Source organism: Streptomyces sp. DT190, assembly GCF_049846985.1.
In the GTDB taxonomy this organism is placed as follows: Bacteria; Actinomycetota; Actinomycetes; order Streptomycetales; family Streptomycetaceae; genus Streptomyces.
Window position 1 is genome coordinate 31989 of record NZ_JBNCNM010000024.1, and the last position, 16074, is coordinate 48062.

11 protein-coding genes are annotated in these 16074 nt (G+C 72.9%); 1 reads left to right on the forward strand and 10 read right to left on the reverse strand.

All coding sequences use genetic code 11. The features are described 5' to 3' along the window. Positions 1-218 precede the first annotated feature (218 nt). From ACPXCS_RS31900 to tap, 10 genes are all read right to left on the reverse strand, one after another. Positions 219-1130, reverse strand: coding sequence for a TniQ family protein (locus tag ACPXCS_RS31900; RefSeq protein ID WP_365470061.1), 912 nt, complete (start codon positions 1128-1130; stop codon positions 219-221). Then, positions 1127-2167, reverse strand: coding sequence for a TniB family NTP-binding protein (locus ACPXCS_RS31905; RefSeq protein ID WP_425950945.1), 1041 nt, complete (start codon positions 2165-2167; stop codon positions 1127-1129). Before ACPXCS_RS31905 ends, ACPXCS_RS31900 begins: the two co-directional genes overlap by 4 nt. After that, a complete protein-coding gene (locus ACPXCS_RS31910; RefSeq protein WP_425950915.1) occupies positions 2161-4254 on the reverse strand; it encodes a transposase in 2094 nt (697 codons plus the stop codon). The genes ACPXCS_RS31905 and ACPXCS_RS31910 overlap by 7 nt, the downstream gene beginning before the upstream one ends. After that, complete coding sequence (locus tag ACPXCS_RS31915) at positions 4248-6233, reverse strand: transposase (RefSeq protein ID WP_425950914.1); 1986 nt, start codon at positions 6231-6233, stop codon at positions 4248-4250. The genes ACPXCS_RS31910 and ACPXCS_RS31915 overlap by 7 nt, the downstream gene beginning before the upstream one ends. Beyond that, positions 6230-7054, reverse strand: a complete 825-nt coding sequence (locus tag ACPXCS_RS31920; RefSeq protein ID WP_425950913.1) for a TnsA-like heteromeric transposase endonuclease subunit — start codon at positions 7052-7054, stop codon at positions 6230-6232. Before ACPXCS_RS31920 ends, ACPXCS_RS31915 begins: the two co-directional genes overlap by 4 nt. 205 nt (positions 7055-7259) lie before the next feature. Then, a complete protein-coding gene (locus ACPXCS_RS31925; protein WP_425950912.1) occupies positions 7260-7538 on the reverse strand; it encodes a hypothetical protein in 279 nt (92 codons plus the stop codon). Positions 7539-7737: 199 nt separating this feature from the next. Beyond that, complete coding sequence (locus ACPXCS_RS31930) at positions 7738-8964, reverse strand: hypothetical protein (RefSeq protein WP_425950911.1); 1227 nt, start codon at positions 8962-8964, stop codon at positions 7738-7740. 189 nt (positions 8965-9153) lie between these two features. After that, the gene (locus ACPXCS_RS31935) at positions 9154-10542 is read right to left on the reverse strand and encodes a TniQ family protein (protein ID WP_425950910.1); all 1389 of its coding nucleotides are present in this window, start codon (positions 10540-10542) and stop codon (positions 9154-9156) included. A gap of 49 nt (positions 10543-10591) precedes the next feature. Continuing rightward, the gene (tpg, locus tag ACPXCS_RS31940; RefSeq protein WP_425950909.1) at positions 10592-11149 is read right to left on the reverse strand and encodes a telomere-protecting terminal protein Tpg; all 558 of its coding nucleotides are present in this window, start codon (positions 11147-11149) and stop codon (positions 10592-10594) included. 15 nt (positions 11150-11164) lie between these two features. Next, positions 11165-13420, reverse strand: a complete 2256-nt coding sequence (tap, locus tag ACPXCS_RS31945; RefSeq protein ID WP_425950908.1) for a telomere-associated protein Tap — start codon at positions 13418-13420, stop codon at positions 11165-11167. 182 nt (positions 13421-13602) lie between these two features. Between tap and ACPXCS_RS31950 the strand changes: the two genes are divergently transcribed. Then, complete coding sequence (locus ACPXCS_RS31950) at positions 13603-16050, forward strand: Helicase associated domain protein (RefSeq protein ID WP_425950907.1); 2448 nt, start codon at positions 13603-13605, stop codon at positions 16048-16050. Positions 16051-16074 lie beyond the last annotated feature (24 nt).

Here is a 16074-nt window from a genome sequence, read left to right on the forward strand (position 1 = left end):
TTGTGACCTGCTGTTGCTCAGCTGTACCGAGTGGTACGTCTGTATCCCAGGGGAGGCTTGCGCCGGACCGAGGCGTTGGGGATGGGCGATGCGTGGGTTGAGCTGGCCGTTTTCTCTGCGCAGTGAGCTGAGCGTCGTGCCGGCTTTTGCGCAGTGTGGTCGGCGCGCCTATAGGCAGGGGGAGTTGCGGCTGTTCCCGGCTGGTGGGAGCGGGTTGTTCAGCGGGCGTGCAGGCGTTGCCAGAGCAGGTCGTGGTCGGCGGGTGCGAGGCGGGGCAGCCGGAGGCGGTCGGCCAGGCGGTGGAGGAAGGCGGTCTGCTGCGCGCGGGTCAGGGGGTGCGGGGGCAGGCGGTCAAGGGCCGTGGCGAGGGTGAGCGTCTCGGGATAGGTGATCAGGTCCCGGCAGGTCAGAGCTGGGGAGGCCGGGCCTGGGGGGATGTGGGGGTTGGCGTTGGTGAGGCGGTCAAGGCGTGTGAGCCACCGCTGGTGCAGGTGCTGTTGGTGGTCGTACCAGCGTGTCGTGATCGTCGATGCCCAGCTCAGGGAGGCTGGGGTCGCGCGGCGGGCTGTGGGGCGGGGCCGGGTGAGTTCGGGGACGGGGCGGACGTCGAGCGGGGCGGGGTGCCGGGAGTCGCTGGAGGCCTGCTGGTGGCGGGTGCAGATCATGATCCGGGGCGAGTTGGACGCTGGGTGGATCCATGCTGGGGCGGCTTGGTGCGGGCTGCGGCGGATGGTGCAGGCGGTGCAGGCAGGCAGCGGCTGCACGGCGGGCGGGACGGGCTGCCAGCGGGCGATGGCGGCGCGGGCCATGCCGATGGAGGCGGGTGGGGGCTGACGGGCCAGCGCGCGGGTGAGGTGTGCAAGCGGGATGCGGGTGAAGGCGGACAGCCGGTGAGCGGCTTCGGCGCTGAGGTGGATGTCGGTGGCGGGCGGGGACGCGAAGGTACCGGTGGTGGCGATGTTCAGGCCGTCCAGGAGCTGGGCGGCGGTCAGTTGGTAGGTGCCTGCGAGGCGGGTGAGGTAGGAGGCGGCTGACTCGCGGGGCAGGGGCCTGATCCGCAGGGCGCCGGGCTGGGACGGCCACATCGTGCGTGCCCGCACCACAGGGCTGCTCCAGGCGTGCGCGGTCACCGGCTGCTGGGTCGGGTGCGGCGGCTCGTCGGGGTTCGGGGCCGGTAGCGCTCCTCGGCGAGGTGGTCCAGCGCGATGGAGTCCAGCAGTGTCTTGGTGATGCGTTCTTGGCCGTCGAGGAGAGCTTCGATGGCCGCCTGGCGGATGAGGCGGGAGAGGCTGCCGATGCGTCCAGCGGTCCGTTCGTGCAGGTAGGGGGCGAGCCTCGGCAGGCTGCCGGTGCGGTGGGCGTGCAGGTCGAGGGCCGCTTCCAGCGCGGCGATGAGCTCACGGAACGGCTCGCGTGATCCGGCGCGGGCGGGCAGTGCCCCGCAGTCGATGAGTGAGGCGCGTCCGGCCAGTTGCGCGCCGCGGACCCCGCTGAAGACAGTGCTGGCGGTGACGTCGATGCCCGCGTACACGAACGTGGCGCCGACGCGCTCGGTGAGGTCCTTGAGCCAGTCGGCGGCCTCCGCGCCGTTGGAGGTGCGGGGGTTGAGCCGGTGGATCTCGTCGATCAGTACGAGCTTGACGCCGGCCGCGGTGTAGGTGTGGCAGACGGCGGTCGTGATCTGCGCGGTGGTCATGCGGGTGGTGACGGGGATACCGAGATAGCGGGCGAATTCGCAGGCCAGGGTCTTGGCGGTGGCGCCGGGCGGCACCAGCACATACGCCACGGGCACGCTGGTGTCGCCCGGGGCGGCGCGGCGGGTGTGTGCCAGGTGGCAGGTCCGGCCGACCTCGAGCAGTGCGGTGGTCTTGCCGGTGGTGGCCGGCCCGGTGACGATCAGGGACGGGCGGGCGGTGACGCTCTGGCTGCGGCCGAGGATCATCAGCGTGCGCACGTTGCGCGAGAGGCTCTCGATGGCAGGGGTACGCACGGTGACGAACTGCGAGTGGTAGGCCAGGCGTTCCTCCAGCGAGCGTGCCGGCTGGCCCGGCTGCGGGGGAGCGGGCGGGGCGGCGTGGGCGAACCGGGCGAACGCATCGAAGGTGGTGACCGTCCCGGGGGAGGCATCCTCGGCGGCGGGTGTGGTGTGGGGGCTGGTGGTCACCAGTGCTCGGCCTCCTCAAAGGCGTCATACAGCGCGTAGCGGCCCACAGGCGCAGAGAGCTCCTCGCCCCCGGCGAGGTGCCCGTCAGCGTCAGGAGAGTGGGCTTCAAGAGCGTCGAGACTGTCCTCGGCCCGTAGGTCGTCATCTGCCGTCTGCACCGTGCTTGTCGCCGCCGCGTGGCCCGCCGCTGCGGCGGGTGCGCCGGTGCCGGGCAGGGGGCGGGCCCGGCGCAGGACCTGGTCGGCTGCTTCGGCCAGGTCGGCCTCGTGCCGCTCGCGGTCTGCGCGCTGGTGGAGGGCAGCGCGGATGTGGCGCCAGGCGGTCTCGTTCATCGGGGCATGGACGTGGTCGCGGTGGATCCACGGGATCTCGTGCAGGCGCCCGTCGGGCAGGCGGATGTAGACCTGCCGCACGTCGTGCGGGTTGAGGTGGACCTCCCACTTGCCGCCGGGATGGGTGGGGCAGGGCCGGCCGCGGTGCTCGTTCAGGACGGCGTGGTCGTAGGTGCGGTAGTTGATACGGATGCCGCGGCCGGTGATCGGGTGGAAGCGCACGGGCAGCAGTTCCGTGTAGTCGGCCCCGGTCAGCGGCAGCGGCACATACCCGCAGGTGCCCAGCAGCGCGCTCCACATTTCGTTCGGGGCCAGCGCCTTCTTCGGCAGGACCGGGTGGCGCAGCCCGTCGTGGGGGCGGTGCTGCCAGCACGCGGTGACCCACTCATCCAGCAGCTCCTGCAGCTGAGCCACGGTGAAGTGCGCCTCGTCCTCCACCGCGTCACCGCGCTCGAGGACGTGGGAGCCGGTGTAACCGGCGACGTGCTGCGCGAACAGCGAGTTGATACTCCCGAACGTCCGCTCGACGGCGCCCTTGGCGGCCGGCGAGCGCGGCGGGGCGGGCTGCACACTGACGCCCAGGGTCTCGCAGGCGGCCAGGAACGCCAAGGAGACGAACACCCGCCCGCGGTCAATGACGATCGTCTCGGGCACCACCACCGGCCGCGCCGCCGCCTGCTCCAGTCGCGCATCGAGGGCGAGCAGCCGGTCGTAGGGGACGGACGCATGGGCCAGGCGCAGATGTTCGGGCCAGCCGGGCCGCGCCGGGTGGGGCACGGCCATCTCCGCCAGCAGCAGGGCCGCGTCCACCGCCTTCGTGCTCTCCTCGCGCAGCACGGCCGCCACCACCGACCGCGTGGCCACGTCCAGGGCGATGGTCAGCTCCGGGCGCACCGGGCGGCCGTCCTCGCCCACGGCCATCACATCCAGGAGGGTGGTGTCGACCTGCACCAGCTCGCCCGGCCGCAGCGCCACTGTCGGCGTGAACGGCCGCACCGGCGTGGTGGTGGCGGTGCGGGCGGGGCGGCCGGGATGCTCCAGCGGGTCGGCCAGTACCCGCACCAGCCGGTTGAACGTCGACGGCGGCGGCACTTTCACCACCCCTGGCCCGTGGGTGTCGGCCAGGATCTGCCCGGCCAGCTGCCGCAGCCCCTTCAGGGTGCCCTTGGACCGGCCGCGCTGGCGGCGCAGCGCCTCCAGAACGGCGGCCACCACCCGCTCATCGGCCCGCCCCGTCGCACGCGACGGCTTGCGCTGCGGGATCAGCCCCATGAGGCCGCCCGCGTGGTAGCGGGCGCGCATGCGGCGCACGGTGGCCCGGCTGACCTGCGGCCAGCCCAGCTGTGCGAGTTCGTCGGCCTTGGCCTGCTCCCGCTCGGCCATCGACTTCCGCTCGGGGTCGTATTCGGGCCGGGGCATCCCGCTGCTTGCCGGACCGCCGGGCAGCCCGGTCTCGATCTCGCGGATGTGCCGCTGCCAGGCCAGAGCCCGCTCCCGCTCCCGTGCGGGCACCGACTCCATGAGCCCCCAGGGCACTACCCCGGGCGCGGGTGAGTCCACCACCGCGAACGTGGGGTCGGCGAACAGGAACGAGGCCAGCACCGACGCCGTCTGCCCGTCCTCGTCGACCAGGCGCACCGACGCACCGGCCACGGCGGCCACCTGCCAGGCGCGGCCCTCGAACGTCACATACGCCCCCAGCTTCACCTGCCGGTGCCGGGCAGCGGCCACCGGGTGGCCGCCGTGCGCGCTCACCACTGCCCGGCCTCCGCCTGCGCGTCCCACAACCCGAACTCCTGACCGCCACCGGCGGTGCCGTCGGCAGCCGGGCCGCCGCCGGGTTCAGGCATCGCGTCGGCCACCTGACTCGTCGGCCTGACGGCTTGTGCCCGCGCTCCGGTGCCTGGGTCCGGTCCGGAGAATGTCCCGCCGCTCGTGCGGCCGGCGAGGACCTGTGTGATCCGGTGGTGCACGGTGGCGTCGAAGGGCCGCTGCGCATGCGCCTGGTCGGTCCAGGGCAGGGGGTGCAGAAGGCCGTCGGGCAGCCTGATGTAGACATGCCGCACGTCGTGGGGGTGGTGGTGCACTTCCCACCGGCCGTCGTCCGTGGTGGGGCAGGACCGCCCGCGGTGCTCATTCAGGCACTCCTCGTCATACCGGCGCCGCCCCAGGCGCACCCCTGCGTCGGTGACCGCCTTCCGGCACACCGGCAGCAGCTCGGCGAAGTGCTGCCCGCTCAGCGGCAGCGGCACCGCCCCGCTCGCACCGAGCAGCACCCGCCACATCTCATCGGGCGTCAGGGCCGCCCTGGGCAGCAGGGGATGCCGCAAGGCCTCCTGGGGGCGCGTGTGCCACCTCGCTGTGATCCACTCGTCCAGCAAATCCTGCAGGCGCGGCATGCTGAACCAGGCTCCCGCCGCTCCCGCGTCGTCCTCCCCGTGCCCGGCGACAGGCCGCGCGGCGTCGGCCAGACCGGCCGCGTACCGGGTGAACGCTCCGGCGAGCACGCCGAGCGTATGCCCGCAGGCGCCGGGCGCGCTGTTCCCCCGTGTATGGACGGATTCCACACTGACGCCGAGGCCCTCGCACACGGTGAGAAACCACGACGTGACAGCAGGCCCTGCGGCATCCAGGACCAGCGTCTCCGGTACGGCCGCCGGCCGTGCCGCCGTCGTCTCGAGGCGGGCCTGAAGCGGCAGCAGCCGCCGCGGCCAGTCCTCGTGCGCACGGCGCAGCAGCCCCGGCCAGCCCGCGCGCAGCGGCCGCGGCACGGCCATCTCGGCCAGCAGCACCGGCAATTCGGCACCGGACTCCTGCGGGTGCAGCACGGCGGCCAGCACGCAGCCGGTGGCCTCATCCACCGCGGCCGTCACCGACACCGCAACCAGACGCCCGTCCTCGCCCACCACCCGCGACCCCAGGCGGGCGGTGGCGACATGAACCCGCTCCGCAGGCCGCAACGCAGACGGCGGGCCGCCGCTTCGCCGCGGGCCGGTGGCGGTGCGCGCCGGGCTGCCCAGCGGCTCGGCCGGATCAGACAGAGCCTTCACCAGCCGGTACATCGACGCCGCCGACGGCAGCTTCACCCCCGGCCCATACCTCCCGACCACCATCCGCTCCGCCCGATCGATCACCTGCTTCACGGTGGTCGCCTTGCGGCCACGCAGGTCCCGCAGCGCCTCCAGCACCGCCGCCACCACCCGCTCGTCGGCGCGGCCGGTCGCCGATCGGGGGCGCACCGTCCGCTGGTCGACCAGCCCCATCAACCCCTCCTTGTGGTAGGCAAGGCGCCGCCGCTGCACCGTGTTCCGGCCGACCTTCGTCCAGCCCAGCGCGGCCAGCTCGGCGGCCTTGGCGTGCTCGCGCTCGGCGAGCGTGAAGCGCTGCGGATCGTAGGCAGGCCTCGGCTCGCCGCCGCTGCCCGCTCCGCCGGGCAGCCCGGTCTCGATCTCACGGATGTGCCGCAGCCAGGCCAGCGCCCGCTCACGGGCGGCCAGCGGCAGCGCCTGCCACACCTCGGCCGCCGGCAGATCATCGGCGCGCCGGCCGACGACGGCGAAGTCGTCGGCGGCCACCAGAAGAGAGGCCAGCACACACCCGGTGGCCCCGTCGTCGGCAGCCAAGTGCACCCGCCCATCGACCAGGCCGGTCACCTGCCAGGTGCGCCCCTGGAACTCGACCCGCGCGCCCACCTCAACACGCCGCCCGCCAGGGACGGCCGTCACCTGCCTGCTCAACGTGCCTGCTGCTCCCGCTCAACGCCTGCCGCCGCCGCGCCAGGCCAGACGACGGTGTGCTCGCCCAGCGGCCGGGACAGGTCCGCGGACAACCGCCCGCTCCACAGCGCGTGGTAGAGCACCGGCAGCGCGCTCAGGACCTCACCGGCCGCCGCGGCGGCCCCGGCCATCAACGGCCGCGGGGCGGCGAACGCCTCCAGCACCGCCTGCTCCAGCCCGCCCGCATCGCGGTAGCGGGGATGGCGGTAGCCGGCCAGCCACCGCACATTCGCCCCGAACACCCGCTCCGGCGGCACCAGGCGCCGGTAGGTGAACCCCACCGCCGCACACGCCGCGGCCAGCGCCACGGCCGCCCGCGCGGCACGGTCCCCGGCGGGCTCCTCGCTCGCGGGACAGTCGGCCAGCAGAGCGCCCCCGTCGGCGTAGCGGGCGAACACCTGCGGCACCCACGTCAGGATCCGCCCGCTGCCGGGATCGCGCCAGATCAACCGCACCGGCCGCGCCGACAGGCCCACCACCTGCGGGTCACGGTCCAGCAGCATCAACTGCGTGCACATCGCCTGCGACCCGTGCATCACATGCCCGGCCGTGGTGGCCGACCACCACCAGCCCGGCCCCCACCTGCGCCCGGGCACCACAGGAAACGCCGCCACCGGCTGGAGCTGCTCGAACCGAACGGCCACGGCGGCCTCGACCCAGCGGCGTTGTACGAGTGAGCCGTCCGCCCCGGCGAACTCTGCCTCCACCGCACCCGGTTCCGGCACCCGCAAGGCCCTGCCCGCGACGGCAGGTAAGCCGTCCTGGCTGCTGTCGATGATCACGTACTCCACACAACGTCATACCGGACACACCCGCAGGAGAACCGGCCGGTAACCGCAACTGCCGTGCCAAAAAGGCCGGTTGCCCCGCGCGGGGCCAGGATGCCGCCTTGGCGTGCCAGTGTCAGTGCAGGTTTCTGCACTTTCCCGCCCGGCCGCCCGCCGTGTCGCGGCGGGCGGGCAGTGGCCCGGGCCCGCCCGGTCGCCGCTACCCCAGAGACGACAGCGCCCATCCCGAGTCGTCCTCGTCGGAACCGAACCGGATCAGGGCGCCGGACGGCATTGCCGCACCGCGTGCGAGCGTATCGACGAAGGAATCAGCGAGCGCGTCGACCCGCTCGCGCCCAGTACCCTGGCCGTCGTCGTAGATGCCGGAGTCGAGCCACAGAGGGTCGCGGTGTCCCGTGACCTTCAGCATGATCTTGAACGTCTCGTAGTCGTAGGGCGGATCACTCACGGTGACGCCCAGGACGGTGTCGCCGCGCACCAGGTCATTCTGAACGCGTACCCACACATCGCGTTTGGCCACTGCCCCCCCCAATTCCCGCCCTGTCGCATCAGCAGCCCGAGCGTAGCCGCCCCGGGCCCTCTCTGGCTGAGCCGGACAGGGCCCGGCCGAGGAAAGGCTCAGCCCGCGTGGCCTTCATACGGGCCCTCTGCAGCCCGGGGCCTGGCGGCGGCCCGGGTCAGGAGTGGCGGAAGCCGCGGTCGGGGTCGCGGGCCTGGCGGGGGCGGAAGGGCTTGAACCAGTCCGCGGCGGCCAGGTTGGCAATTCCGAGGGCCTGATTGATCTCGTTGCCCCTGTCCTCGATCCCATCCAGAGAGGCGTCGAACAGCATCAGTACGTCGTGGTCCTCGAACAGGACGGTCGAGCACCAGTCCCAGTCGAAGTCGCGGCGGTCCTCACCCAAGCCCGCCACTGTTTCCGCGACCAGGCGCGGCCGGTTCCGCGTCAGCGACTTGGCCCGGTCGATGCCCAGGTGCAGGGCCATCTCCTCGCCGGTGCACTGGGGGCGGACGGTGCCCGTCTCGGCGAGGTCGGCGGCCAGGTCGTCGAAACAGCGGGCCATCTGCCGCCGCCACTGGTGGTCCTGGCGGAAGGTGATCGGCGGCAGCGAGCCAAGGACGCGGCCCTGGCCACGCCCAAGCGGCGCATCGCCCACGGCGGCGACGTCCTGCCAGATCTGCTCGGACAGTTCCTCGAGCGCCACTCGCAGCACCGCGGCGGTGCGCGCGGTGAGCTTTTCATCCTCCTCGCCGTCCTCGTCCCAGCCGCCGGCCTCGTCGTCTTCTTCGTCCCACGCCCCCGGCTGGCCGTGGCGGGCGAGGGAGAGCAGCCGCATCCGCACGCGCTGCGCGGCCTCTTCAGGAGCGGCCAGGGCGTTGTCGATAATCTGCAGCTCCTCGGAGAACTCCCTGGCGCTCAACAGCGTGGCGGCCTCGGCGAGCAGGGCGGAACCCGCATCCGTGCAGGCATCCAGGCCGGGCAGAACCACGGCGAAGTAGTTGTCCGTCAGCCGGTCGATGACGGCGGCCACCACCACGGCGACGACCACCGGGTCGGCGAAGGCCTCCTCCAGCTGCAGCCCGTCAACAACGAGGACGCTGGAGGCCGACTCCACGAACTCCTCGAACTCGTAGGTGAACCGGCCCTCTTCGTCCAAAAGCTGGGCGGCCACCAGAGCCGGGAAGGACTGCTCGTCGGCCATCCGCTCGCGCAGGTTGTCTGACTTCCAGTACAGGCCGCGCACGGCCATCAGGCTCCCCACCGGTGTGCCGGCCGCGGTGATGCGCACCTGCCAGGTCTGCACCCCCTGCGCGGCAGGGTCCAGCAACTGGTGGGTGTGGTGAAAGTCGAGCGCCAGCCGGGCAAGGTCCGCCCCCGCTGCCGCCAAACCCGTTTGAGTGCTCAACGTGCTCCCTCGGCGCCGGTCCCCGAGCCGCCGCCTACCCGCGGCCCCACCTCAGCGTAGTGGCCGCACGCCTTCGCTTTTCCCGAAGCGGGCACCGTGCACCTCCAAGGGGGAACCCGGCCGGATCCGCCCTGCGACCGGGCTGCGGCGTGCAGCGGCTGAGAGACGGCACACCGGCCGCTGCGTGCGTCAGTCCTGATCCAGGCCCTCTGACACCAGCTCCGCCAGTTCCTGGACGGGCAAGCGGGACCACGCCGACACCTCCTCCACCGCCACCCCCGCGGCGACGGCTGCGGCGGCGGTGTCCACCAAGGCCTGGTCGATCAGGGCGGCGCTGCAGCTGAGGTGCTCCAGCAGTGTGCGGGCCACCTCGGCGGTGGTGCCGCTGTGTACGCCCCGCAGCTGCACCAGCTGCTCCTGGGCTTCGCTGATCATCTGCTCGATCTGGAAACGGTGTTCGGCGCTCACTGTGGCCCGCCACCGGGTGCGCGAGCCGCCTGCCTGCTGTTCGGCCGCCATGACGCGCAGCTGGCCGGCCATCGTGGCGGGCTGCTGTTCCCGCTGCAGCCGCCATGGATCGTCCCTCCACCCGGGCGGCCCGCCGTCACCGCGCCGCCGGCGGATGACCGCGCCCATCCAGGCGAGCAGCGGCCCGCCGTAGTCCACCGCCGACAGCGGGCCCAGCCAGTCACGTCCCACTCGCTCGCCCAGCCTGCGGCAGAACGCCCCGTCGGCGGCCAGCGGCCGCGGCCGCTGGCCACCGCTGTCCCTCCACGCCAGCTCGGCCATGGCCGGGTCCAGCAGCGCGTCCGCCACGGCCACCACCTCCGGGAAGATGACCGGATCCCGGCCCACGATGCGCCACCGCTCAAGATCCGTCCCCGCGTTGCCGCCCGCCACCTGGTGCAGCCTGTGCGGCCAGATCTCCTCACGCTCCCAGTGCAGGGCCTCCTCCCACCACCGGGCCACGACCGCGTGCGCCAGGGCGAACACCTCCCCGGGCTCCGCTCCGGCCCGCACCGCACGCCGAGCCACCCCCGCCCACCGCCGCTGCGCGGCCGCCACCTCCGGGAGACCGCGCAGGTCGAGGTGTTCCAGCGGCTGGTCGGCGTCGGCGTCCAGCAGCCACCGCCCGTGCCGGACGCACACCCGCCGCCAGCGCGGCAGATACCGCACCGCCCGCACCGTCTGCCCGGTGCGCCGCGCGGTGCACGACCGGCAGGCGAACGCCGCTTCGCCCGCCACCGCGCCCGCCGCCCGCCACCGGGCCTGCGCCAGGGCGGCCTCCCGGCCGGTGCCGATTTTGGGATCATCCACGGTGAACGCGGGCAGCGCGTGCGCCAGCACCGCTGGTTCGACTCCGCACAGTTCGGCGAGTACGGCCCGCCCGGCTTCGTTGAGCACGATCTCCGCATCGGCCCGCACACCGCCGCCGTCGTTGCGGGCGGGGGAATTGCGGCACGTCCACAGCCGCAGCACCCCGGCAGCCGGCAGGCCGTAGCGGTCCGCTGCCCGGCTGATCAGCGACGAGGTCAGCTCCCCGGCCAGCGGCACGGTCCGTAACGCTCCTGCTGTCACAGCTCTCCCCGACGCCCTTTCTGCTTCCTGCCCCGGCGCACTGACCGGCCTACAGCTCGAACTGCAGGTCGACGATGTCCTTGAGTTCCACTTCGAGGCCGTGGGCACGGCGGCCGCCGTCGCGGAAGTACACCTCACCCAACGCCTCGGCAGCGAGATCGCGGAGGTCGTCCTCGTCGACGCCTGCTTCCTGGGCTTGGAGGAGGCGGGCGGCGTGCCGGGGCGGCAGGGCCAGGGTGAGGTGACGCACGCGGGCGTCGTCGGTGCTGCCGGGGGCGGCGGTGTAGCCGAACCGGGCCTGGACATCGATCATGATGCCGCTCGTGGTGGCCGCGGCCTGTTTCGCCTTCGCCCTGATCTGCGGCTGCCAGCGTGACCGGACTTCACGCTCCAGCCGGTCGGCGAGCTCCGGCCGGGGCCTTTTGATCTGGTTCTTCACATAGCGTTCGACGGTGCGCTGGCTGATGCCGAGTAGCTCGGCCACGCGCCGGGTGCTGCGCTGGTGCTGCTTGACCAGGTACCGCATCTGCGCCCCGGCGGACTTGGGAACGGGCCGCGTGAACGCCCCCTGTAGCGCCTTGTCGAGTTCTTCCCCGACCGTGACCATCGCCTGTGACGCTCCCTATTCTCCGGTGTCCTTGGCGGTGACCTCGCCGGTCTTGATGTAGCGGGCGAGGTTGGCGACATGGCCGTTGGCGCCGAGCTGCTCAAGCACGTTGGCCCCCCACAGCACGCTCTGGGTGCCCTCGTGCTTGACCATTCCGGGCGAGACTCCGAGCCGGAACGAGCCCGGCACGGTCTTGCCGTCGGCGCCGTACGGCAGCACGTCCAGGGGGCTGGGCCCGTCGGCCGCGTACACGGCGCAGTCCGAGAGGACCGCGACCGGGTAGCGGCCGGTGGCCGCTGCCAGGGCGAGCATCTTGCGGTGCATGTTGACCCGGGCCCGGGAGATGACGGTCGCGCGGATGTCCGGCCGCCACGTCGGGCGGGCCAGGGCGGGCCAGGCCTGCCCCGGCTTCCAGCCGCCCCCGCGTGCCTTCTCCTGCAGCTTGCCGATGCCGCCCTTGACGGTCATCTTGACCGCGTCCACCACGATCCCCAGCTCCGGATCACGGCTCTTGTAGCCGTCCATCGCCTGAAGGAACTGGTGCGGGGACAGCTTCTCCGCGACGCCGAGGTCCGCCATGGTGGCGACGTAGGCATCGCGCAGCCGCTTGTACCAGCCGTCCAGGAACCGGCCGCTCTCCCGGCGCACCCACGCCTCGACGGGCGCGACGTCGTAGCCGAGCTCGACGGCGTAGGCCACGGTGGGGGTGGCGTACCAGGCCGGACCGGTGGGGCGCTGGCCGGTCGGCGTGAAAGGGCTGGGCAGCAGCGCGCCGTCAAGGTCGCGCCACTGCTTGCCGACCTTCACCCGGGACAGGTCGACGTGGGAGAGGTCGACCAGCCAGGAACCGGGCACCGCCGCATCGAAGACCGGGCGGTTGACGTGCACGGGCGGCGACGCCAGGCCGACGACGGCGCCGTTGGCGGCCGCACCGAAGGCGAGGTTCACATCCAGGCCGACCAGGTGCCGCTGCATGCACTCGGCATCGGTGAGGTCCCGCGCCCAGTCGTAGGCCTCCTCGAACAGCCGCTCGTCGGGCCCGCGCACGTGGAAGCGCGGCAGGTGAGCCAGGACGGGGTGCCCGTCGGTCGCCTCGCACGGCGCCGGGTCCATCGGCTCGGTGCCCAGCGAGCCGGGCCGGTGCTCACGATGCCGCCTGCCCTCCGCATCCGGCTCGCTCGCGCGGGTCGGCGGGTTGAGCGCGGTCATCAGATGCAGCCCGGTCACCGCGGTGGAACCCACCGGCGTCATCACCCGGGCCGCATACACACCCAGCACCCGGGCGAGCTCGGCCGACTCCAGGCGGGCGGCGTGTCCCCAGGCGCGGTCGTCCAGGGCGTGCCAGGAGGGCAGGCACAGCTGCACGCACTGCCGGCGGCCGCCCTGGACGGGACGGTAGATCCGCGCCCACGGCCCCAGCCCCCGCTTGGTGAGCTGCCAGCCGGCACGCTGGAGCTGCTTGACGGCCTTGTGCCCCTCCGGAAGCCGCCAGGCCAGCCGCTCGGCCTCGGACAACTGCCCGGGCAGGCCATAGCGCTCGCACGCCGCCGCGGTGAGCACCAGCAGCGGATCGGCGTCCTTGCCCGAGCCGTGCAGCCTCTCCGCCCCCAACTGCGCCTCGGTGAGGGTCCACTCCACCAGCGCGGGCAGCGACTTGGCGGGCACGTCCAGGATCAGGCCGCCGACCCCGTAGCCGGTCACCTGCCGCGCTGTGTCGGCGTCCAGGACGAGCAGCGGACCGTGCGCGTACGCATCTCCGGACGCAGTCGCAGGCGCGGGGGCGGTCTTCGTCGCAGCGGGGTGGGGCGAGGTCCGCGGCGGCCGGGCGACGCGGGGCCGCGACGGGGCGACCGATGCGGTCGGTGCGGCGACGGTCTGCGGAGCAGTGACCGCTGGGGGAGTGGCCGGGGACTCCTCGGCCACCGCAGGGGCGGCGGCTTCCGGGGCCCCGCTGCTGGGCTCGGCCTGCGCCGCGGCGGCGGAGGCTTGCGCCGCCGCGGTGTCCTCCTGCGGGCCGCTGGTGCTGTCGGGGGCGGGGTAGAGCTGCGCGAGCTGCCGGAGCAGGCGCGCGTACGCCTCCCGCTCGGGCGGCCGCGGCTCCGTCTTGCCCGACTCCCAGCCGCCCACGGTCGCCCGGCGCACGCCCAGAGCGGCGGCCACTTCGTCCAGGGTGAGCGCGTGGGCCTGGCGCAGCCGCCTGCGTTCGGCCGGCGGCGGCAGCGGGGACCGGGACGCAACCAGCGCGTCGACCGCCTCGAACAACTCGGACATGGGGCACCTCCGCCCCTTACCCTATCCGAACCGCTCGGATCGCGTACCAGAAACGTACTTATCGCGTACTTTCCGCGTACGGATGATATGTGGGTGGTAGCGTCCCCGCAGGCCTCTCTGCGATGGCCGCCCTGCCTAACCGCCGCCCGGGCCGTCCGTTTCGGGAGTGAGGAAGAGCTGTCATGACGGTGATGCAAACGCCGCGCCCCGGCCGTCCCGAGCGGGCGCGGCTCTTCCCCGACCAGGCGGAGGCGGTGGAGCGGCTGGCACGGCATCTGCGGCGCGCGGGGACGCGAGGCCTGTTCGTGTCGGCGACGGGGACCGGCAAGACGCTGGTGTCGATCCGCACGGCGGACGCCCTCGCCGCCCGTCTGGTGCTGTTCGTGGTCCCCACCCTGGACCTGGCGGCGCAGACCGCACTGGCGTGGCGCCGGGACGGCCACGGCGAGCACATGGTGATCGTCTCTTCCCTGGACACCGCGGGCCGCGACGACCTGGTCGCCGCCCGCGTCATGTCGACCACGAACCCGCACGCGCTGGGCGGGCTGATGTCGGTAGTGGGGGAGGGCGAGGACCAGATCCCGGCACTGACGGTGATCTGCACCTACGACTCCCTGGACAAGATCGAACAAACCCAGAGCACGGGCTATGCGGTGCCGCCGTTCGACCTGGCGATCATGGACGAAGCACACCGGATCGCCGGCCGCGCCGACAAGAAGTGGGCCATCGCCAACGACGCGCAGCGGATCCGCGCGGAGCGACGCCTCTACATGACCGCCACCCCCCGCACCTTCCTCGCCCCGGAGCTGGCGGAGTCCGCCGACACCACCCGCCCGCGCCGCCGCCGCACCGCCGAGCCGGACGGGGACGCGGATGCGTTCGCCAACTCCATGGACAACGAGCAGGTGTACGGCAAGAAGGTCGTCGAATACCCCCTCGCCCAGGCGGTGGAGGACGGCCGGGCCGCGGACTACCGCATCGTGGTGCCCACCCTGACCGACACCGAACTGCGCCGCCGCCTGAACATGCCCGCCCCAGGCACGACCGCGCACACCGCCGCCGGCTCCGGCGAACAGGGGGACGACGGTGCACTGCGCACCACCGCCCTGCACCTGTCCGTCCTGCGCGCCATGACCGAACACCGTCTGAGCAAGGTCCTGGTCTACTTCAACCTCGTCTCCGACGCCCGCCGCTTCGCCCGCGAACTCCCCCACACCCTGCGTCTGCTGGCCCGCACCGACCCCGACCTCGTCCCGGACATCACCCCCAAGCTGTTCTTCGCCCACGGCGAGCACACCCCCGCCCAGCGCGCCGACACCTTCACAGCCTTCGCCGACGCCGACTGCGCGATCCTCGCCAATTCCCGTCTGATCTCTGAAGGCGTCGACATCCCCAGCGTGGATGCCATCGTCTTCGCCGACCCCACCCGCAGCGTCATCCGCTGCGTCCAGGCCCTCGGCCGCGCCCTGCGCCTGGACGTGTCCGGCAAAACCGCGAGCCTGATCGTCCCCGTCTACGTCCCGCCCGGTGCCGACGGTGAGAACATCCTCGGCACCGCCTACGAGCCGGTGTGGGCGATCGCCTGCGCGCTGGCCAGCCACGACCACCGCATCCTCGAGCGCCTCCCGGACAAGGCCAACCGGCTGCCGAAGGAGACCAGCGACGTCATCGAACGCCGCTGGCACTTCGACTTCACCGTCCACCCCGAACGCATCGCCCAAGCGATGGACCTGGCCTCCTTCGACCCCCGCGAGGCGGCCGTCTCCCGCTCCCGCCGCCTCGGCCTCGCCGCCGCCCAGTCCTACCGCGACGAAATGGGCCACCTCGACGTCCCCGCCGACTACACCGACCCAGCCGGCTACAAACTCGGCACCTTCATCACCACCATGCGCGACGCTGCGAAAGCCGGACGCCTCGAAGCCGACTGGATCGCCGAACTCGACGCGCTGGACATGATCTGGGACAAGCACGACGCCGCCTGGCGCGCCCGACTCGCCTCCGCCGCCGACTACCTGCGCACCCACGGCCACCTCGCCGCACCCGCCACCACCCCCGTCGGCGCCTGGCTCGCCGAACAACGCCACCTCGCAGCCAAGAACCAGCTCGATCAGGCCCGCGCCGACGCCCTGACCACCCTCGCACCCGACTGGCGCCTGCCCCACGGCGCCGACTGGCACCGCAAGTACCACCTTCTGCGCGCCCACCTCGCATCCGGAGCCGACCCCGCCACCTTGACTCGCGACACCCAGCTCGGCGGCGTGAAGATCGGCTCCTGGCTGCACCGCCAGCTCACCACCTGGCAGGCCCTCGCCGACGGCCAGCAACAGATGATGACCGCCCTCGGCCTCACCCCCGAGAACAACCCGCTCGCCCCCGCCCACCGGGCCCGCCGCACCTTCGAACAGACCGTCCAGCTCCTGGAACTCTTCCTGCACCGCGAAGGCCGCGCCCCCGCCGCCCGCGAGAGCGTTCGCGTCGACGGCGACACCGTCAAGATCGGGGCCTGGCTCGCCAAGGCCCGCACCAAGCACCGCACCGGCCAGCTCCCTGACGACCATGTCCGTCTGGTTGCCGCGCTCTTCGACGGAGACTGGACGGCCGAGAACGCCACCCCGGCCGTCCTTGCGTAGCCGCTCCCGCAGACCCCATCGCCT

Coding starts and splice junctions, on each gene's coding strand:
- ACPXCS_RS31950 (WP_425950907.1), top strand. CDS start 13,603: ATGACGGTGATGCAAACGCCGCGCCCCGGCCGTCCCGAGCGGGCGCGG.
- tap (WP_425950908.1), bottom strand. CDS start 13,420: ATGTCCGAGTTGTTCGAGGCGGTCGACGCGCTGGTTGCGTCCCGGTCC.
- tpg (WP_425950909.1), bottom strand. CDS start 11,149: ATGGTCACGGTCGGGGAAGAACTCGACAAGGCGCTACAGGGGGCGTTC.